The following is a 21,581-nucleotide window of genomic DNA, read 5'->3' as shown; positions in this document are numbered from 1 at the left end:
GCATTCATTTTGCTTCAGTCATCCTTGTAAAAAAGTCACTAATGAAACACCTGATCCATTCATTTTTTTGCACATTTTTCTTATAATTTACGTCATTTTTTCCTTTTCGTATCCAAATTGAAGTATTTTTTACTGAACATACAGATTGGAGTAGCCCATCAGACTCTCATCTACTTCACGTGCGCATTCGCGTCCCTGTCTGATCGCTTTGACAACCAGGGATTGTCCTGTGTGCATATCGCCCGCTGCAAAGACATTTTTCACGTTTGTTTTAAAACTATCTTGCTCTGTCTTCACATTGGTTCTTGGCGTCAGTTCTACCTTGAACGCATCTGTGACGTATTTCTGTGCCCCCAGAAAGCCTGCAGCAATGAGTACAAGCTCGCAGTCCATGATCTTTTCACTTCCTGCTACTTCTTTACTATTCATTCTGCCTGTCTGAGGATCCTTTTCCCATGCAAGTTTTACGATCTTAACCGCTTTCAGCCTGCCGTTTTTATCTTTGATGAACTCTTTTACGGTAGATTCATAAATACGCGGATCATGCCCGAATACAGCGATCGCCTCTTCCTGACCGTAATCTGTCTTACAGATCTTCGGCCATTCCGGCCATGGGTTGTTTGCCGCACGTTTATCCGGTGCTTTTGGCATCATTTCAATCTGTGTCACAGATTTGCAGCCATGTCGCATACAAGTACCGACACAGTCATTTCCGGTATCACCGCCACCGATGATGATCACGTTTTTGCCCTTTGCGCTGACATAGTTTCCATCCTTGAAATCAGAATCCAGAAGGGATTTTGTATTCCGGCTCAGGAAATCAACCGCAAAGTAAATGCCCTCCGCATCTCTGCCCGGTGCTGTAATGTCACGCGGGTTGGAAGAACCGCAGCAGAGCACCACACGGTCAAAGTCCGCCAGCAGCTTTGCAGGCTTGATATCTTTACCGATATCTGTGTTTGTCACAAATGTAACACCCTCTGCCTTCATCACATCGATCTTCCGGTCGATGATCCTCTTTTCCAGCTTCATATTCGGAATACCGTACATAAGCAGTCCGCCGATCCGGTCATGTCTTTCAAATACCGTTACCAAATGTCCCCGCTTATTGAGCTGGTCCGCAACCGCCAGTCCGCTTGGGCCGCTGCCGACAACCGCCACCTTTTTACCGGTTCTGACCTTCGGCGGGTTCGGTGCTGCATAGCCTTTTTCATAGGCATTTTCGATGATGGCATATTCATTTTCCTTGGTTGCCACCGGATCCCCGTAAAGTCCGCACGTACATGCATTTTCGCAAAGTGCCGGGCAGACGCGGGAAGTAAATTCCGGGAAGTTATTCGTCTTTTTCAGTCTGTTATATGCCTGCTGCCAGTTTCCGGTGTATACCAGATCGTTCCATTCCGGAACGAGGTTATGCAGCGGACATCCGCTCGTCATACCGCACAGATCCATGCCTGCCTGACAGAACGGTACACCGCATTCCATACATCTTGCACCCTGCAGCTGCTGTTTTTCTTTCGGAAGGTGCGTATGGAATTCGTTAAAATGTTTGATTCTCTCTTTCGGTTCCTCGGCTATTGAAACCTGTCTTTCATACTCCATAAAGCCTGTTGGTTTTCCCATGCTGCCACCTCCTACTTATTTTTGTTGGCATAAAATGCCTCGATCTGTGCCTGTTCTGCGGAAAGTCCCTTTTCCTCCATCTGCACGATCGCTTTCAGCATACGTTCATAGTCATGTGGGATGATCTTCTTGAACTTCGGCAGATATTCTCCGAAGTTATCGAGGATCTGTTTGCCCTTTTCGGAGTTTGTATAGGCAACATGCTCCTTGATCATATCCTTCAGCTCCAGTACATCATATTTGGATGTAATTTCGGAAGAAGAAACCATATCTTTGTTGACCTTTGTATACAGATCATTGTTTTCATCGAGTACATAAGCAATACCGCCGCTCATACCGGCTGCAAAGTTCTTGCCGACACAGCCCAGGATGACTGCACGGCCGCCTGTCATATATTCACAGCCGTGATCACCGACACCTTCCACAACAGCGATCGCGCCGGAGTTACGAACGCAGAAACGTTCTCCCGCCACACCGTTGATAAAGGCTTTACCGCTTGTTGCACCGTACAATGCCACGTTACCGATGATAATGTTCTCATCCTGCTTGAACTTGCTGCCCTTCGGTGGATATACGATCAGCTTACCGCCGGAAAGACCTTTGCCGAAGTAGTCATTGGAATCACCGACAAGCTCCAGTGTCAGTCCCTTCGGAATGAAAGCACCAAAGCTCTGACCGCCCGCGCCGTTACAAAGTACACGGTAGGTGTCCTCAGGTAACGTATTGTAGAAACGCTTCGTGATCTCTGCACCGAGGATCGTACCAAATGCACGGTCTGTGTTGGTAACATCCACTTCTATGCTTCTCTTTGCACCTGTTTCGAGCGCCTTGCCAAGCTGCTTTAAGAGTACCTTTTCATCTTTTGTCTTTTCCAGATGGAAATCATATGCCTGTTTCGGATCAAAAGTTACCTTTTCCTTACTTCCTGCATATGGGTTATTTAAAATATTGCTCAGGTCGATACGTTCATATCTGGCATCCAGACCCTCGCGTACCTTCAGAAGATCGGTACGTCCAACCAGTTCATCGATCGTACGGATACCAAGCTGTGCCATATATTCACGCATTTCTTCAGCGATAAAACGCATGAAGTTTTCGACATATTCCGGTTTACCGCGGAAACGCTTACGAAGCTCCGGGTTCTGGGTTGCAATACCGACCGGACAGGTATCCAGGTTGCAGACACGCATCATCACACAGCCCATGGTAACAAGCGGTGCTGTTGCAAAACCGTATTCCTCAGCGCCGAGCAGTGCTGCGATCACAACGTCACGTCCGCTCATCAGCTTACCGTCTGTCTCGATAATGACTTTGTTTCTCAGTCCGTTCATGATCAGTGTCTGATGTGTCTCGGCAAGACCAAGCTCCCACGGAAGACCCGCATTGTGGATGGAGTTACGCGGTGCAGCACCTGTACCACCGTCATAACCGGAAACAAGGACTACCTGCGCACCGGCTTTTGCAACACCTGCTGCGACTGTTCCGACACCGGATTCTGATACGAGCTTCACAGAAATACGGGCATCTTTATTGGCATTTTTCAGATCGTAAATGAGCTGCGCCAGATCTTCGATTGAATAAATATCATGATGTGGTGGCGGGGAGATCAGACCGACACCCGGTGTGGAATGACGGGTCTTTGCGATCCACGGATATACCTTACCTGCCGGCAGATGTCCGCCTTCACCCGGTTTTGCCCCCTGTGCCATCTTGATCTGGATTTCCTTTGCACTGGTCAGATATTTACTTGTTACACCGAAACGACCACTCGCTACCTGCTTGATTGCAGAGCATTTGTTCAGTCCGTCCGGTCCGATGGAAAGCCGCTCCAAATCCTCGCCGCCTTCACCGGTATTGGATTTACCGCCTAAGTTGTTCATGGCTACCGCCAGACATTCATGTGCTTCCTGTGAAATGGAACCATAGGACATTGCACCTGTCTTGAATCGTTTTACGATAGAATCCACACTCTCCACTTCTTCAAGCGGAATGCCCTTCTTCGGATACTTGAAATCCATCAGTCCACGCAGTGTCTTGATGCTTGTTTCATCATTCACGCAGGCTGTATACTGCTTGAACATTTCATAATCGCCACGTCTTGTTGCTTCCTGCAGCAGATGGATCGTCTTTGGATTGTACAGATGTTCATCACCGCCGGAACGCATCTTATGATGACCCGGGCTGTCAAGTGTCAGGTCTGTTGCAAGCTCCAGCGGATCAAATGCCAGAGAATGCAGCTCATCTACCTGCTGCTCGATATCCTTCATTGTAATACCGCCGACGCGGCAGACTGTATCTGTAAAGTATTTGTTGATCACATCATAATCGATACCGATCGCTTCAAAGATCTTGGAACCCTGGTAGGACTGGATCGTGGAGATACCCATCTTGGAGGCAATCTTGACGATACCGCTCAGTACCGCATGGTTGTAATCATCTACTGCCGCATAGTAGTCCTTATCCAGCATATGGTTGTCGATCAGCTCCTTGATGGACTCCTGTGCCAGATACGGGTTGATCGCGCAGGCACCAAAGCCTAACAGCGTTGCAAAGTGATGTACCTCTCTCGGCTCTGCACTTTCCAGAATGATCGCAACACTTGTACGTTTCTTTGTGGTAACCAGATGCTGCTGCAGAGCGGATACTGCAAGCAATGACGGGATTGCCACATGGTTTTCATCCACACCTCTGTCGGACAGGATGATAATATTGACACCATCACGGAATGCTCTGTCCACTTCCACGAATAATCTGTCGATCGCTTTCTCCAGACTTGTATTTTTATAGTAGGTAATCGGAACGGTTTCTACCTTGAAGCCTTCCGCCTTCATGCTCTTGATCTTCATCAGATCGGTATTGGTCAGGATCGGATTGTTGACCTGCAGCACATTACAGTTTTTCGGTGATTCTTCAAGCAGGTTACCGTCTGTTCCGATATAAGTCGTTGTAGAAGTAACGACCTCCTCACGGATCGCATCGATTGGAGGGTTCGTTACCTGTGCGAACAGCTGTTTGAAATAGTGGAACAGCGGATGTTTTGCTTTGCTGAGTACCGGAAGCGGGGTATCCACACCCATGGCTGCGATCGCTTCACCGCCATTTTTTGCCATCGGCAGAATGCTCTGCTTCAGCTCATCATACGTGTAACCGAATGCTTTCTGCATACGCTGTCTTTCTTCATAAGTAAATTCCGGAACACGCTCATTCGGGATCTTTAAGGAATGCAGCTCTACCAGGTTGGAATCCAGCCATTCACCATATGGTTCTTTGCCTGCATAGGCATCCTTGATCTCATCATCATCAATGACACGGCCTTTTACCGTATCTACTAAAAGCATCTTGCCCGGACGGAGCCTTTCTTTCTTCACGATCTTTGTCGGATCGATCGGCAGAACACCGACCTCGGAAGAGAGGATCAGCTGATCATCATCCGTAATAAAGTATCTGGAAGGACGCAGACCGTTACGGTCAAGTACCGCACCCATTACATCACCGTCTGAAAACAGGATAGAAGCCGGTCCGTCCCATGGCTCCATCATCGTTGCATAATAATGATAGAAATCCTTCTTCTTCTGGGACATTGTCTTATTATTTGCCCATGGCTCCGGAATCGTGATCATGACTGCCAGTGGCAGATCCATACCACTCATGACAAGGAATTCCAGTGTATTGTCAAGCATCGCGGAATCGGAACCGGATGCATTGATCACAGGCAGGATCTTGTGCAGTTCTCCATGCAGATGCTCGGATTCCATATTTTCTTCACGGGCAAGCATCTTATCTGCATTACCGCGGATCGTGTTGATCTCGCCGTTGTGCACGATGAACCGGTTTGGATGTGCTCTTTCCCAGCTCGGGTTTGTGTTTGTGGAGAAACGGGAATGTACGATCGCGATCGCTGACTCGTAATCCTCATCCTGCAGATCCTTAAAGAAGGTACGAAGCTGTCCGACCAGGAACATACCTTTATAAACGATCGTACGGCTGCTCAGGGATACCACATAAGTCACATCTGTAGACTGCTCAAAGACACGTCTGACAATATAAAGTTTGCGGTCGAAATCAAGTCCCTTTGCCACATCATCAGGCTTTTTGATAAATGCCTGCATGATATAAGGCATACATTCGATTGCCTTATGGCCAAGCACGGACGGATAAGTCGGTACTTCTCTCCAGCCTAAAAACTCCATGCCTTCCTTTTCCACAATGATCTCAAACATCTTTTTCGCCTGGTTACGCTGCAGCTCATCCTGTGGGAAGAAGAACATACCTACTCCGTATTCTCTCTCCTTACCAATAGAAAAGCCGAGGGTATTTGTGACCTTTGAGAAGAACTTGTGCGATACCTGTGTCAGGATACCTACTCCGTCTCCGGTCTTACCCTCGGCGTCTTTGCCGGCTCTGTGTTCAAGATTTTCTACAATTCTAAGTGCGTTTTCTACGGTCGCCCTGCTCTTTTGTCCTTTGATATTTACGCAGGCACCGATACCGCAGTTGTCATGCTCAAACGATGACCGATATAACGGTGGTCGTTTGGCAGATGGTTGTGCGTCAAACATGATCTGACTCCTTTCCCTGTCTGCTGCCAGTCGGTTTTCTTTTGTTAGAGAAACTATACCTCTATTTTTTTCATTTGTAAATAGTAACTTTTCGGCAAGTTGTCAGATTATTTGAATATTTGATTATTTTCATATTATTGTTTGAATATTGTATCTGTTTTTTGTCATATAAATCCTTTCACATACAATTATTCAACATATCTTTCGTGTTTTCTTTCCGATTTTACAGTCCCAATCCGTATCCCTTTAAAAATAATTGTTCCGGTTCTTCCTTTTGCCAAAAATACCATTATCTTGCCTGCCTGTAAAATTTCCGGTACAAAAGCAGGCTGACCGTCGTTGTGATGATCTCCGTGCAAGGGAAGGTCAGCCAGAACCAGTCAAGCCCCAGACGGGAAAAGGCATAGCCCAGCGGTACGAATAAGCACACCGTACGAAGCACCGTCAGAAACGAGCTCTTGAAAAACGAACCGATCGCCTGAAAAAAAACAGGGAATGTCAGAGAACTGACGAGCGGAAGGAAGGATAGTCCAATGATATGGAATGCGTTAACACCGATCCGGATCACTTCCTCATCTCTTGAAAAAACACGCAGCATTGGTCCCGGAATCGTTTCAAAGCAGAGCACACCTGTTACCAGCATAAAGCCCATGCCAAATAAAAGTGCCTCCATGACAGTCTTATGGCATCTTTTCCTGTCACCTGCGCCATAGTTATAGCTGATGACAGGAACGATACAGGTCTGCATCGCACCAAGCGGGATAAAGAAGATCGTCTGCCACTTGTAATACAGTCCCAGCGTCGTCACTGCCTGATCGGAGAAGCCCTTTAAGATCATGTTCAGACCGAAAATATAAAAGGTATATGCAGACTGCATCAATATATTCGGAAAACCCAGATAATAGATACGTTTGATATAATTTTTCCATGTAGAAACCGCAGGCATTTTCCGATAGCCCTTCGGCATAACGATGAGAGCTGCTGCGATCTGTCCTGCCACGGTCGCAACCGCTGCACCCGCAATGCCCATTTTCGGCACAAAGCCAAGCCCAAAGATCAGCACCGGATCCAGCACGATATTAACAACCGCACCCACGATCTGTGCCACCATCGGCAGACGCATATCGCCTTCCGCCTGCAAGACCTTTGTCCAGCCGCTTTCCAGAAACAGCCCTATGCTGCATACACAGACGATCCGTCCGTACACGATGACTTCCCGGATGATCGCATCGGAATGTGTCGAGATTCGGGCATAAGCTGGCATCCCCACAAAACAAAGCAGGGCAAATATGACCCATGACAAAAGGGCAAGCGGCATCGCAAGTCCCGCCGTTTCCTGGCTTTCCCTTTCTCTTCCCAGACCGCTGAAATGTGCCATCAGCGTATTGATCCCGACGCCTGTCCCTACAGCCAGTGCGATCATCAACAGCTGCAGCGGATATACGATAGAAAGTGCTGTCAGTCCGCTCTCCGAATTGCGTCCCACAAAAAAACTGTCCACAATGTTGTACAATGCCTGAATGAGCTGTGCCAGCATGACCGGCGGCGCAAGGCGGAATAATATCTTTGCGATCGGATCTTTTCCGAAATCCACTGCCTGTTTTTCTCTTTTCACTTTGCTCTGCTCCATTTCGCAGTTCCTCCCGGCTTAAAAAGCATCCTTGTAAATTTCCTGTGCCAGCTCCATAAAGCATTTCATCGCTCTTGACACATGGCGGTTTTTCCGATATGCCACAAATACATCACGTTTGAGCAATTCAGGATCTTCTGTCTTACATTTGAAATAAGAAACATTACGGTTCTCACTGTAACGGACAAGGGAATCCGAAACAAGAGAGATGCCAAAGCCCTGCTTCGTCAGGTTATAAGAAGTCAGAAGCTGGTTTAAATGCATGTCCGAAATGGGAACAAAACCACGTTCCCCGCAAAGCGCCATTGCTCTCTGATGCAGGTCATGCTCCTTTTTCAAAAGCAGGAACGGGAGCTTCTGAAATACGGCGATATCCACGCTTCTGTCATGCCCTGACAAGTGTCTGCCAGCTTTGATCTCATCGCCTGTAAATGCCAGATTTTTGACGGAAACGGGAACCATTTCATTTGGAACCGCCAGAATGATATTCTCCCGGTATAACACAAGCTTTTCAAAATGCTCTGTATCACAGATGCCCGCATCGATGATCAGATCCAGATTACGGTCGTCCGCCATCTTATATAAAAGAAGGGAGTCCGACTCTTCAAATGCCAGATTGATGTGCTCGTATCGTCTCCGGTATTCCTTTACCACCGGCGGGATAATATAAGAAGAAAAAAAGGCAGTTCCTGCCAGCACAAGACTTCCTGTCTTCAGCTCAGACAGATCGTCAAGCTTCACTTTCAGCTCTTCCTCCAGATCCATGATCTTTCTTGCTGTTTCTATGTAGGCTTCTCCCTCCTTTGTGATTTCCAAAGAAGTGGTCGTCCGTTCAAACAACTGGCAGCCAAGCCGTTCCTCTATTTTCTTGATCGTCGCACTCAGCGCAGGCTGGGAAACATACAGATTTTTCGCCGCCTTTGAAAAGCTGTGTGCCTTATAAATTTCATAAACATATTGATATTCCTGCATTTTTCTGCCCCTATAAATTTTTGTAATAAGTCCTATCATTTATATCTATTTGATTATAGGCGGATTCTTTCTTACAATCAAGTACATAAAATATGACAATTTGATACTCCCGATTGCCAGAAGAAAGGAAGTAAGAATATGGATCTTTTAACAGAAAAATTCTCCCGCCTCGGTGTAGACAATGCTCCGGGACAGGAAAGCTTACAGAAAAAAAGTACACTCAATCTGATCGGTGAAAAACTGCCGGGCACAGTCGTTGATTTCTCACACGGAGATGTTGATGCATTTCCGCCGCTGCCGGGCAGTCTGGAGGCCTTTACAGAAGGCTTTCAGGTCGGCGGCAAACAGGCTTATACCGAATACAGAGGCAAGAAGACAATGCGTGAGGAGCTGGCCAAAAAGCTGTCCGCATTCACAGGTGCTTCCATCGAACCTGCCAAAAACATTATCTTAACGCCCGGTACACAAGGGGCATTGTTCCTTGCGATCGGCTCTATGGCTGCCCGCGGAGACAGAGTTGCCATCGTGGAACCGGACTACTTTGCCAACAGAAAGCTGGCAGAATTTTTTGAATGCACGCCTGTTCCCGTTCCGATGCATTATTTTGAGAGCAAAGACGGTTCCGGTATCGATCTGACCTATTTAGAGCAGGTATTCAAAGAGGGCTGCAGACTGTTCCTCTTCTCTAACCCGAACAACCCGACCGGTGCTGTATATTCCTCTGACGAGGTAAAACAGATCGCCGCACTGGCAAAGAAATACGGCGTTTCCCTGATCGTCGATGAGCTTTACTCCCGCCAGATCTTTGATGGCAGAGATTATGCCCATTTATGTGCACTCGATGAACTGCCGGACGAAATGGTAACGATCATCGGGCCTTCCAAGACCGAATCATTAAGCGGTTTCCGTCTCGGTGTTGCCTTCGGCAGTGAGACTGTCATTACCAGAATGGAAAAACTGCAGGCGATCGTTTCCCTGCGCTGCGCCGGTTACTGTCAGGCAGTATTCAAAACGTGGTTTTCCGAGCCGGAAGGCTTTATGGCAGACCGTATCCTGGCTCATCAGAAGATCCGTGACGACCTTGTAGCGCTGTTAAGACAGACCGAAGGGGTTAGCGTCAGACCAACCGATGCAGGCAGCTATCTGTTCCCGAAACTTCCGCCTCTGACTGTTTCCATCGATGAATTTGCTAAGATCGTCCGTGAGCTTGCAGGTGTCACGATTACACCGGGAACAGAATTTGGCGCCCACTGCACAGACAGCTTCCGTGTCAACTTCTCACAGGATCACGACGCAGCAGTTGATGCCATGAAACGGATCCTTGCCATCATGGAACGCTACAGAGCATAGGAACGCTATCAATACAAATCAGGATAAGAAAGTGGTATCCAATGGATACTGACGAGGACAATCATAAATGAAAAAAGTAGGATTTTTAGGCTGTGGCAAAATCGGAAAAGCACTTGCAAAGCATCTGATCGAATCAAAAGAAGGTGAAATTACCTTCGTACAGGATCCGGGCTTTGTCAACGATCTGGATCTCTCCTGCCCTGTCCTTTCCCAGGCAGATGAATCGCTGCTTGCACAGACAGACCTTGTCATCGAATGTGCAACGGCAAACGTCTTAAAGGCAAATCTGGAGCTGATCTTAAAGCACTGTGACCTGATGCTGTTTTCCGTGACAACCTTCAGCGAAAAAGAAACAGAAGAAAAAATCCGTACTCTCTGCAAAGAGTACGGACATAAAGTATATATTCCACATGGTGCCATTTTAGGCATTGACGGTATCTTTGACGGTCATAAGATCTGGAACGAAGTCCACATCACCACGACAAAGAGCCCAAAGAGCCTTGGCAGAACAGATACGGAGAGAACACTTGTCTATGACGGCCCGACCAGAGCTGTGTGCAGTCTGTATCCGCGCAACGTCAATGTCCATGCCTGTATCGCACTTGCCGGTATCGGTTTTGACAAGACACACTCTACGATCATATCGGATCCGGCTGTTTCCACCAACGCGCATCTGATCACCTTAAAAGGCGATGGCATGGATATCACGCTTGATATTTCCAGCTATGCCAACGGGGCTGTGACCGGTGCTTACACCCCACACTCCGCCTGTGGCAGCTTAGACCGTGTCCTTGCCGCAGAAGGCGCGCTGCGCTTCGTCTGAGCTATGCAGCATTGTTACCTGCCTGCAACATTTTTTCAGATTTTCTGACACAATGTATGCAGGTAGGCACAATATAAAAGCAGGCAGAAAGCCAGGCAGTCTGATCCGCGAAACAAATAGCGGTATAACCAAATGTACCTACAAATCCCAGACTGACTATTGTTCTTGCCAGCATTTCCGTCACACCGGAAAATACCGTTCTTCCGGAATATCCCAGTCCTTGTGTGACCATTCTCGCCACATTTAAAATTCCAAGACTCCAGTAGAAATATCCCATACAGCGCAGATATTTTGCGGATGCGTCAAGTACTGCCACCGCATCCTTCTTAACGAAGATCAGCGACAACGGTCTGCCGAGGAAGATCAGTACCAGTCCTGCCAGTAAGCCATAGGCAACTGCCACCAGCATACCTTCCGCCAATCCCTTTTTGATACGGTCTGCTTTCCCCGCCCCCAGATTCTGGCTGCAGAAAACAGAGGTTGCTGTTCCGAAGGCATCAAACGGACACATCGTAAACTGCTTGATCCGCATCCCTGCCGTAAAACCGGAAACGCACGTACTGCCCAGCCCGTTGTTGGCAGACTGCATGACCATACTGCCGATCGCCGTGATGGAAAACTGCAGTCCGGTCGGAAGCCCCATCAGGAGCAGTTCCTTCTCCACATCGCCGCGGCATTTGCGGTTTTCCTGTTCCAGATGCAGCAGCGGCATTTTCTTTTTAATAAATACAAGGCACAATATTCCGCTGATCGCCTGCGCCGTAATCGTCGCTATGGCAGCGCCCATACAGCCCCAGTGCAGGACAGCAATGCAGAACAGATCCAGAACGATGTTCAGGCAGGCGGAAAACGCCAGAAACAGAAACGGTGTCCTGCTGTCTCCCACGGAACGGAGCACGCTGGAGAGATAGTTATACATCAGCGTGAACGGAATGCCCAGAAAGATCACGATCAGGTACTCGTAAGCACCTGTATAAATATCAGACGGTACTGACAGAATATGTAATATAAAATGGCATAAAAGTGCACAGGCGGTTGTCAGTATGACTGCGATCGCTGCTGTTAATACAGCACCGTTAAACACACAATCACGCATCTTTTTCTGATCGCCTGCGCCAAAATATTTTGCGATCGGAACACCAAATCCCGCACAGCTTCCCATACAGAAGCCCAGTACCAGAAACTGTACACTGCTGCTGGCACCTACACTGGCAAGTGCGGAAGCTCCCAGGATCTGTCCTACGATCGCAGCATCAATGATATTATAGGTCTGCTGTAACAGATTCCCGATCAGAAGCGGCAATGCAAAACGGAGCATAAGCTTCAGCGGGCTTCCCTTTACCATAGATGTTGACATTTTATCACCTTCCTTTTTCTTTCGCGTGTCTATTCTAGTAAAATCCCACTCATTTTTCAAGAGGAATTTTCTGTTTTTATAAGGAAGGTTCTTTTCTTTATTTTTTACAGCCGGATAATGTTTTCAAGCTCTTTTCCGCTGTTGTAGTTCTCGATATTCCGCATGATAAGCTGTCCAATAAAGTATGTCCAGCTGTCTCCCATACCGGCTTTATGCGGTGACATATACAGGTTATCGATGTCCCATAACGGGCTTTCCGCCGGAAGCGGCTCCGTCTCAAACACATCGAGGGCTGCTGCCTGTATTTTCTTCTGCTTCAGTGCCTCGATCAGTGCTTCCGTATCCACGATCGGTCCGCGTGCCACGTTCAAAAAGATCGCAGACTCTTTCATGCTGTCAAACGCCTCTGTGCTGATCATATGTCTTGTATGCTCGTTCAGCGGCAGACTCAGCACAATGTAATCGCAGCTTGCATAGAAAGCGGAAAGCTCACCTTCGCCGACAAAGCACTTGTCCACATACGGATGCTCGATCTTTGCAATATCATAGACCTGTACGTTCATTTCAAAAGCCTTGGCACGCTTTGCGATCTCACTGCCGATCGAACCGAAGCCCATAATACCGATCGTCTTGCCGTACAGATCCGCGTAGCAGGTGCACATCCACTGATCCTGTCCGAACATTTCCCACACGTGTGCTTTCTTATCGGCTTCGATCGTGCGCATTTTACGGGAAAGGAACAGCATCTTGGAAAAAATATCCTCCGCAATGGAAATGCTCATGACGCCTCTTGTATTCGTCAACACAAGACCACGTTTTTTCACTTCCTCCACATCCACTCTGTCATAGCCTGCCCCTGTGATCTGCACCCATTTCAGATTGGGCATTCTGTCCAGAAATGCTTTGTTCACGTAAAAAGGCTGCATGATCATGCCTTCCACATCCGAAAGATCAATGCCCTCGGCGCAGGCATCACACTGCTCGTTTGTCAGATACAGCACCTGCTCCTCCAGGGAAGGATCTAATAAATGTTTGTATAATGTATTACAGATAAATTTCATATTAAATGGCTCCTCTCTCCTTTAAAATCTGCTCAATGCCCACAAGGCATGCCACATCGGAAAACATCGTAACTGCCTTTGTCAGATCCTCGATCGGCGGATACGTCGGTGCCAGTCTGATATTCGTATCATGCGGATCCTTGTGATACGGATAAGTAGAACCTGCCGTGGCGACCATAACGCCTGCCTGCTGCATTCTGGAAAGGATCTCCTTTGCACAGCCCTCAAAGCTGTCTACCGTGATAAAGTATCCGCCGTCCGGCTTAAACCAGGTATACAGATCATCATACAGCCTGTGCTCTGTGAGGATACGATCCACAAGGTCAAACCGCGGGCGCAGGATTTTTGCAATATCTTTCATATGTGCCTTGATCGTCTCCGGGTCTTTCAGATATCTGACATGACGGAGTTGGTTGATCTTATCGTGGCTGAAGATCTGAAGCTTCAACAGCCTCTTGATCTCAGCGATGCCTTCCTCTCCTGTTGCCACCAGACAGACACCGGAGCCCGGGAAGGTGATCTTTGCGGTAGAGAAGAAATATAAGATCCTGTTTTCCGTTCCGTACTTTTCGGCTTCTTTCATGATATCTTTTACAATATTTTCTTTATAAATATGATGGACTGCATAAGCGTTATCCCAGAAGATCCTGAAATCCGGCGCAGCCGTCTTCATTTTTGCAAGCCGCTCCACCGTTTCATCACTGTACACATAACCGCTCGGATTGGTATACTGCGGAACGCACCAGATGCCCTTGATCGTCGGATCCTCCGCTACCAGCTTTTCGATCAGATCCATATCCGGGCCATCCTTTGTCATCGGAATGTTGATCATTTCAAAACCAAGTGCTTCCGTCAAATTGAAATGACAGTCATATCCCGGTACCGGGCAGAGCCATTTGAGCTTACCCTGCTGGCTCCACGGCTTTTCTCCGAGTGTTCCGAATGCATAATAGCGCAGGAACTGATCGTACATCAGATTCAGGCTGGATTCTCCGCCAAGTACGATACGATCCTCCGGAATATGTAACAGCTCCGAAAACAGGCGGATACATTCCGGCAGACCATACATCACACCGTATTGTCTGACATCCGTTCCGTCCTCTGCCACACAGTTTGTTTCATCCACTACATGAAACATTTCTTTGTTCAGTTCGAGCTGCTCCTTGCAGGGCAGTCCGCGGCTGATATTTAAAGACAATCCTTCTGCCTGATATGCTTCATATTTTTTCTGTAATGCTTCTCTTTGCTCCAGGAGCTTTTCTGTTGTTTCCTCTGTTGCTTTCATATATTTCCCTGCCTTACTTTTTGCTATGCTTCTGCTTTATTTGGCGTTACGAGTGTTCCGTATGCCTTTGCCTTTTCATCTACGATGCCATCCTGCATGATCCTTCTGCCTCTGACAAAGGTATTGGTAAGCTGGCACTGCAGTCTCCAGCCGTCATACGGAATCGCGATCTCTCTTGCCTGTGAATAGCATTTATTTTTATCCACGATCGTCTCATGATCAAAATTAAAGCTGACAAGATCCGCATCCGCACCGACTCTGATCTCACCCTTCTGTGGATAGATATTGAAGATCTTTGCCGGATTCTTGCAGAGCAGTTCAATGACACGCGGCAGTGATACTTTTCCTTTTGTCACCGCATCCAGCATCAGGGGCAGACGCAGATCTGCGCCCGGGAAACCGGAATTTGCCTTGAAGATATTGTCGAGTCCTCTCGTCTTTTCTTCCAGTAAAAAAGGACTGTGATCGCTGCCGATATAATCCACACTGCCATCGTTGATATAATCCCAGAGCTTTTCCTGTAACTCTTTTTTCCGCAGCGGCGGATTGCATTTTGCATACGGTCCGAGCTTTGCCTGATCCTCTTCATCCAGAAACAGATAATGCGGACAGGTTTCAATATACACATCCTGTCCCTCTGCCCTTGCTTTACAGATCAGCTCCATTGCCTGCGGTGTAGAAACATGGGCGATCTCCACTCTGGCACCTGTCTCCTTTGCAAAACGCAGCACACGTTCAACGGACTGCACCTCTGTGATGACCGGTCTGGACAGAGAATGATCACGGAAGCCTACACGACCTTCTTCCTGAAATTTCTTGCTGTAATAATTGATCAGATCATTGTTTTCCGCATGGAATGCACAGATCAGACCTGTTTTGGCAAGCTCTGTCATACCGACCAAAAGCTCTGCATCATCCGCCATTGTCAGACCTTTGAATTCCTCATATCTGCCCTGCGGTGCTGTATGTAAAAAGGACTTAAATGCCACGATCCTGCCATCCGCAGCCAGCTTTGTGATCTCCTCCGGGAATTCTGCACCTGCTGCACCGTAAAAGCAGAAATCCACAACACACTGATCCTCGGCGCGTTTGATCCGGTTTTCCAGGATCTCCACATTATACTGCGGCGGAACACTGATCGGATGCTCCATGATCGTTGTCACACCGCCTGCGGCTGCACACATCGTTTCAGTAAAGAAATTACCACGCTCCACATGACCGGGATCGCGGACATGCATATGGGTATCGATCGTTCCGGGGATCAGATACTGCCCCGTCAAATCCAGCACTTCCTTTGCCTCCGGCATACAATCCGCCTGACTGATCACAGCGATCTTTCCGTCCTTTACTCCTACATCTACCTGACAAAAACTGTCTCCTACAAATACGGTTGCGTTTTTTAATACAAGATCCAGCATTTTGACTCCTCCTTCTGTTCTCTTATTCCGCCTGCCCCAGTCTGAGCAGTGTCTCATACAATACAGAAATACCAAGTGCGATATCGTCCCAGTCCGTCGCTTCTTCTTTGCAATGGCTCAGTCCGTTTTTACTTGGTACAAATAACATGCCGATCGGCATTTTCTTCGCGAAGCTGTTCCCGTCATGGGTCGCACCGCTTGGCATGTCCTGATATGCGATTTTTCTTTCCCGGCAGATGCCTTCCATCGTCTGCACGATCTTTGGATCACAGTCCACCGGATCCTTCTGCACCAGACAGCCGATCGTACCATGCAGTTTTTCCAGCAGCTCTTCTGCTGCCCGGATCAGTTCCCGCATCCGTTCTTTTTTCTGGTTTCTGCACTCCAGCACCATGGAAACCTGTCTGTTGATGACTGCCAGTACATTCGGTTCTACCGAAAGTCTGCTGCACGTACAGACGAGCCTGTCGCCGATCTCTCTCGCTTTCTGATCCATTGCTGTAATGAACTTTCCAGCCTTAACAAGTGCATCATCTCTGTACTCCATCATCGTTGTGCCCGCATGGTTGCTCTGTCCGTCTATTGTCACATTGTAACGTTCCAGTCCGACGATGCCTGTAACGACACCGATCTGTCTGTGCTCCTTTTCCAGCAGATTGCCCTGCTCGATATGCAGCTCCAGATAGCACATGCAGCGGCTTGTATCATACAGTGCCTGCGCAAGTTTTTCTTTTGTATAGCCATACTTTTCTGCCAGCGCATAAAACGCTGCCGTCTCAGGCAGCATACCCATCATGGCACGTCCGCCGAATGTACCGCCGAGTTCATTGCCTTCCTCGCCGTTTGTCGCGATCACATGCACATCCACAAAAAGCTCTCTGCCTTCTTCCTGCAGCCTTCTGACACATTCGATCCCTGCCATGACACCAAGCAGCCCGTCAAAGACGCCGCCGTGCAATACCGTATCCAGATGGGAGGCTATCAATATTTCCTTTGCATGTTCCTGCCTGCAGCGATAGATCCCATGCACATTACCGACACTGTCTATGTAGCTTTCCATACCCGATGCCTGCATATATGCCTGCATTTCTTTTGCAGCCTCTTCATAGGCATCGGAACCGAATACGCGGCTGATACTGCCATCTGCTTCCTGTCCGATCTGTGCAATATGCAGCATTCTGTCCTTCAAACTTTCTGTCTCCATCCTCTGCCTCCGTATCTCGCCTTTTTCAAACCATTATTTGTCTAATCCTTCATACTCGGATGAGCTCCGATCTCCAGCTTCTTGCGGATGATCTCGGCAAGTGCCTGTGCGGTTCCTTTTGTCCCAAGAAGTCCGCTGTTGATCATGATGTCCTGATGATTTTCATCATTTGGCAGATACCCTGCATAACGGGTATGGTAGGAATCTCTCGCCCGGTCAACATCCTTGATCATACGTTTTGCTTCCTGCGGTTCCAGATGCAGCACCTCAACACAGTTTTTCATACGCTGTTCTTCACTGGCGAAAATATAAATATGGATACACTGTTCATGATCTTTCAGAACATAATCGGAGCATCTGCCGACAATGATACAGTCCTCTCTTGCCGCAATATCCTGAATGATGTTTTTCTGTACCTCAAAAATATGATCCTGTACCATCCGTGTTTCCGAAATGATCGGGAATTTCATTTTCCAGAAGCTGTTGCTTGCCACCTCTTCATTGTTGCTGATCTCGGAAACACTGAGGTTTGTTTTCTGTGCCACACTTTCCACAATATCTCTGTCGTAATAATTGATACCCAGCTCTTCTGCCAGCTCTCTGGCGATCGGTCTTCCCAGACTGCCAAACTGTCTTGTGATCGTGATTGCATAATGACTCATTTTACTACCACCTTTCCCTTATTGCCGTGCATCTCTATTGCCCTCATGATCGTGGATAACAGCAGGTTGATAATAAAGTAAACCGCTGCTGCCGCACCGAATATAATGAAAGCATCCATCGCACCAATACCATGTCCTGTATATTTGTTAGCAGTACCAAGCAGCTTTCTGGAGCAGTATAAAAATTCCATAATGGCAACCTGTCCAAAAAATGAAGTATCCTTGAATACTGAAATTGTCTGATTGATCAAATTCGGAACCACTCTTCGCAGACACTGCGGCAGAATGATCGCATAGATGATCTGCAGTCTGCTGAGTCCCTGGCTCTTTCCTGCTTCGATCTGTCCTTTTCCGATGGAATTCAGACCACCTCTTACAATCTCACAGATCGTAGCGGTAGAAGCAAGGAAAAGTCCTGCCGAAGCTCTGATATATTGGTTACCTACAGGTAACGCTATAAAACAAACCGTGATCCAGAAAAGGATCGGCGTATTTCTGAAAATTTCCACATAGGCTGTAACGACCGCTCCTATGATCTTACCTGCATAGGTTTTCAGAAGTGCAAGTATCGTGCCCGCAACCAGACTTGCCAGTAATATGCCGCCTGCGAGCTTGAAAGAAAGCAAAAGTCCGTTTAAGAGCGGTGGCACTGTAACACTTGTAAAAAGTAATCTGCATTCATTTATTATTTCCATTTACAACACCTCTCCTCTGTCAACTTCCATTTTTTTCTCATACTTTCTTGCCGTATGTGTGATCGGGAAACATATAATAAAGAAGATAATACCGGTTACCAGATAAGCCGGTCCGTAACTGAGCGTTCCGTTACATGCCCAGTTCTTTGTCACATAAAGCAGATCGCCGCCTGCAATGATGGACAAAACAGAAGTATCCAGCACAAGCCATGCAAGCTGTGTGCCCAGCGGTGGCAGGATGATCTTGATCGTCTGCGGCAGGATGATCCTTGTCATTGTCTGGAAGTAATTCAGCCCCTGTGAGAAAGCTGCATCGTACTGCCCTCTCGGTACTGCATTCAGACCGCCTCTTACGATCTCCGCTATAAATGCTCCGGAACAGATCCCCAGTCCGACGATTCCGACTGTCAGTGTCGATATTTTAATGCCGCCGTAAACACAGCCGTAATAGAAAAACATAACCTGCAGTGTCAGTGGGATATTTCTGAAAAGCTCAACATAAATTCTTGTAAGTGCCCTGACAAAGCGGGAAGAAGTCGTTGCCAGGATTCCTACTAAAAATCCAAGAATAAGTGCCAGGATCAGGCCGCCTACAGCCAGTTCCACTGTGACACCGAATGCCTTTACAAACAGCATTCTGTCTTCCCATAATTTCTGCCATCTCCATAATGCAAACATATCTGCCATAATCCCTTACCTTACTTTCTATCATTTACCGGAGAGCCCTGAAAGCTCTCCGGTGGTTACAACTTTTGTCAAATCTTATTCTGCTGCCTCATCTGTTGCTTCGTCAGTAGCTGCATCTGTTGCCTCTGCTGCCGGCTCTTCAGTAGCTGCGTCTGTTGCTTCTGCTGCAGGTTCTTCAGTAGCTGCTGGCTCTTCATAAGAAGGCTGGATACCGTTCTTCTCGATCAGTCCGTCGATCGTGCCATCCTCTAACCATTTCTGTACAAGCTCATTGACATAAGCTGACAGGTCAGAACCTTTCTTTGTTGCAATACCATATGGCTGTGGGCTGAATTTTGTTTCGATGAATTCTGTATCATCATCTACATAAGACTGTAAAATGGAACTATCAGCTGCAAAGCCGTCTACTGTACCGGCTGTCAGTGCCAGTTTTGCTTCAGAGAAATCTGCGAATTCCACAAATTCAATATTGGCATCTGTAATAGCGGAAATAGAATCTTTTTCTGTACCGCCCGCGCTCATGGCAATCTTCTTACCATCGAAATCATCAATTGTTTTCAGGCCGGAATCTTTATTGACAAGCACACTCTGTGCATCTACGTAATAAGGCTCTGTAAAGTCATATGACTGTTTTCTTTCATCTGTGATCGTGAATGTAGCTGCTACCATATCCACATCACCGGAATCAATGAGCGGACCTCTTGTATTGGTCACAACTGTTGTAAACTCTACATCGACACCAAGCTCCTGTGCGATCAGTCTGCCAAGATCGGCTTCCAGACCTTCATATTCATTTGTTTCAGGATTCAGATAGCCAAAGCCAAGCGCTGAATCTTCTGTACCATAATGTAATACGCCGCGTGCTTTGATCGCTTCTACGGCTGATCCTGCATCTGATGCATCAGTTGCTGCATCATCTGTCGCTGCATCTGTTTCGGCTGACGATGCATCTGACGCGCTGTCTGCTGCAGGTTCAGAAGAAGAACCACAGCCTGTCAGCATGCCTGCTGTCATTGCCATTGCCAGTGTCATCACACCCATTTTTTTCATCCATTCCAGTTTCTTCATAATGTTATTCCTCCTTGTTGTGTAAAACTATATCGAAACCCGCAAGGGGTATTCTCCTATTGTCTGTTTATAAGATCTTACTTAAAAATTCTCTGGTACGCTTATTCTGTGCATTTGTAAAGAAATGCTCCGGTGTTCCTTCCTCAGCGATCCTGCCATCGTCCATGAAAACGATCCTGTCTGCCACTTCTCTTGCAAATCCCATTTCATGTGTCACAACGACCATCGTGATATTTTCTTTGGAAAGTCTTATCATAACCTCCAGTACTTCCTGTACCATTTCCGGATCTAAGGCACTTGTCGGCTCATCAAACAGGATGATCTTTGACTTCATGCAAAGTGCTCTGGCGATCGCCACTCTCTGCTGCTGTCCACCGGAAAGCTGTGTCGGATAGGCATCTGCCTTATTTTTCAGTCCGACAACCTCCAGATATTTATAAGCGGTTTCCTCTGCTTCCTGTTTACTTGCCAGCTTCAGCATGACAGGTGCCAGTGTCAGGTTTTTAAGTACCGTCATGTGCGGATACAGATTAAACTGCTGGAATACCATGGATACATTTTCCCGGATCAGCCTTGTGCAGTTTTTATGTGTCATTTTTTCTCCTGCAATATAAACATCACCGCTTGTCGGGCGTTCCAGAAAGTTCATGCACCGGATCGATGTTGATTTTCCGGAACCGGACGGACCGATGATAACAAGTTTTTCTCCTTCCTTCACGCTCAGATTCACATCCTTCAGCACGTGAAGATCTCCAAAGCTCTTGTTTACATTGACTAATCTGATCATATCGTTTTCTTTTTCTTCCATTGCTCCGCACCTCGTATCTAATGTGTATTTTTGTTGTATACAAGTTGTTTCCTTTTTTGAACCCCGGTTCCTGCATAATCTGCTTTGCAGATGAACCGAGGCTGCATCACATATCTTCGATACATGACATTTCATAAAAAATAGCGCTTACACAATCTGTGTAAGCGCCTTTGCTTTTCTTGCTTTGTTTTATTTATTCGGATTATATGACACCCTCCGGGAACTGTCAATACGATTTCCCAAATCACTTATCAGGATTCTGTAGGGTTACAATTGATGTGACACCTACCACTATACAAAAACGGTTGAGTCCTATAGAATTTTAATCGCCAAACCAAAACTCCAATGAAAAGGATTCTCAACCGCCATGAATACAATA

Annotated in this window: 16 protein-coding genes; 2 read left to right on the top strand and 14 right to left on the bottom strand. The window is 47.2% G+C overall.

Translation table 11 applies throughout. The features are described 5' to 3' along the window. Nucleotides 1–129 precede the first annotated feature (129 nt). The 4 genes from KQI22_RS08390 to KQI22_RS08375 form a co-directional block, all read right to left on the bottom strand. The gene (locus KQI22_RS08390; RefSeq protein ID WP_216551635.1) at nucleotides 130–1,623 is read right to left on the bottom strand and encodes a glutamate synthase subunit beta; all 1,494 of its coding nucleotides are present in this window, start codon (nucleotides 1,621–1,623) and stop codon (nucleotides 130–132) included. An 11-nt stretch (nucleotides 1,624–1,634) separates the two neighbouring features. Next, complete coding sequence (gene gltB / locus KQI22_RS08385) at nucleotides 1,635–6,182, bottom strand: glutamate synthase large subunit (protein ID WP_216551634.1); 4,548 nt, start codon at nucleotides 6,180–6,182, stop codon at nucleotides 1,635–1,637. Between the two features lie 289 nt (nucleotides 6,183–6,471). Further along, nucleotides 6,472–7,812 carry an MATE family efflux transporter gene (locus tag KQI22_RS08380; protein ID WP_216551633.1) on the bottom strand — a complete coding sequence of 447 codons (1,341 nt, stop codon included), beginning with the start codon at nucleotides 7,810–7,812 and terminating at the stop codon, nucleotides 6,472–6,474. An 18-nt stretch (nucleotides 7,813–7,830) separates the two neighbouring features. Then, a complete protein-coding gene (locus KQI22_RS08375; RefSeq protein WP_216551632.1) occupies nucleotides 7,831–8,784 on the bottom strand; it encodes a LysR family transcriptional regulator in 954 nt (317 codons plus the stop codon). Between the two features lie 138 nt (nucleotides 8,785–8,922). Between KQI22_RS08375 and KQI22_RS08370 the strand changes: the two genes are divergently transcribed. Together KQI22_RS08370 and KQI22_RS08365 are read left to right on the top strand one after the other, a co-directional pair. After that, a complete protein-coding gene (locus tag KQI22_RS08370) occupies nucleotides 8,923–10,134 on the top strand; it encodes a pyridoxal phosphate-dependent aminotransferase (protein ID WP_216551631.1) in 1,212 nt (403 codons plus the stop codon). Between the two features lie 67 nt (nucleotides 10,135–10,201). Further along, on the top strand, nucleotides 10,202–10,957 hold the full coding sequence (locus KQI22_RS08365) for an aspartate dehydrogenase domain-containing protein (protein ID WP_216551630.1): 756 nt from the start codon (nucleotides 10,202–10,204) through the stop codon (nucleotides 10,955–10,957). Between the two features lies 1 nt (nucleotide 10,958). Here the strand turns inward: KQI22_RS08365 and KQI22_RS08360 are convergent, their stop codons facing one another. From KQI22_RS08360 to KQI22_RS08315, 10 genes are all read right to left on the bottom strand, one after another. Next, the gene (locus tag KQI22_RS08360; protein WP_216551629.1) at nucleotides 10,959–12,314 is read right to left on the bottom strand and encodes an MATE family efflux transporter; all 1,356 of its coding nucleotides are present in this window, start codon (nucleotides 12,312–12,314) and stop codon (nucleotides 10,959–10,961) included. Between the two features lie 104 nt (nucleotides 12,315–12,418). Continuing rightward, nucleotides 12,419–13,375 carry an NAD(P)-dependent oxidoreductase gene (locus KQI22_RS08355; RefSeq protein WP_216551628.1) on the bottom strand — a complete coding sequence of 319 codons (957 nt, stop codon included), beginning with the start codon at nucleotides 13,373–13,375 and terminating at the stop codon, nucleotides 12,419–12,421. Nucleotide 13,376: 1 nt separating this feature from the next. Beyond that, the gene (locus KQI22_RS08350; RefSeq protein ID WP_216551627.1) at nucleotides 13,377–14,660 is read right to left on the bottom strand and encodes an aminotransferase class I/II-fold pyridoxal phosphate-dependent enzyme; all 1,284 of its coding nucleotides are present in this window, start codon (nucleotides 14,658–14,660) and stop codon (nucleotides 13,377–13,379) included. Nucleotides 14,661–14,683: 23 nt separating this feature from the next. Then, the gene (allB, locus tag KQI22_RS08345; protein WP_216551626.1) at nucleotides 14,684–16,078 is read right to left on the bottom strand and encodes an allantoinase AllB; all 1,395 of its coding nucleotides are present in this window, start codon (nucleotides 16,076–16,078) and stop codon (nucleotides 14,684–14,686) included. Nucleotides 16,079–16,100: 22 nt separating this feature from the next. After that, nucleotides 16,101–17,282 carry a hydantoinase/carbamoylase family amidase gene (locus tag KQI22_RS08340; RefSeq protein ID WP_216551625.1) on the bottom strand — a complete coding sequence of 394 codons (1,182 nt, stop codon included), beginning with the start codon at nucleotides 17,280–17,282 and terminating at the stop codon, nucleotides 16,101–16,103. A gap of 41 nt (nucleotides 17,283–17,323) precedes the next feature. Continuing rightward, a complete protein-coding gene (locus KQI22_RS08335; protein WP_216551624.1) occupies nucleotides 17,324–17,944 on the bottom strand; it encodes a cytidylate kinase-like family protein in 621 nt (206 codons plus the stop codon). Then, nucleotides 17,941–18,639: an amino acid ABC transporter permease gene (locus KQI22_RS08330; RefSeq protein WP_216551623.1), complete on the bottom strand. Its 699-nt coding sequence runs from the start codon at nucleotides 18,637–18,639 to the stop codon at nucleotides 17,941–17,943. Before KQI22_RS08330 ends, KQI22_RS08335 begins: the two co-directional genes overlap by 4 nt. After that, entirely contained in the window at nucleotides 18,640–19,326 is a 687-nt protein-coding gene (locus tag KQI22_RS08325; RefSeq protein WP_216551622.1) for an amino acid ABC transporter permease, read from the bottom strand. Between the two features lie 75 nt (nucleotides 19,327–19,401). Next, nucleotides 19,402–20,394: a transporter substrate-binding domain-containing protein gene (locus KQI22_RS08320; protein ID WP_216551621.1), complete on the bottom strand. Its 993-nt coding sequence runs from the start codon at nucleotides 20,392–20,394 to the stop codon at nucleotides 19,402–19,404. A 67-nt stretch (nucleotides 20,395–20,461) separates the two neighbouring features. After that, entirely contained in the window at nucleotides 20,462–21,202 is a 741-nt protein-coding gene (locus tag KQI22_RS08315; protein ID WP_330623312.1) for an amino acid ABC transporter ATP-binding protein, read from the bottom strand. Nucleotides 21,203–21,581: the final 379 nt, after the last annotated feature.

Source organism: Kineothrix sp. MSJ-39, from assembly GCF_018917935.1.
Lineage (GTDB): Bacteria > Bacillota > Clostridia > Lachnospirales > Lachnospiraceae > CAG-194.
Note: the sequence above shows the minus strand (reverse complement) of the source record. Positions and strands in the feature narration are given on the sequence as shown.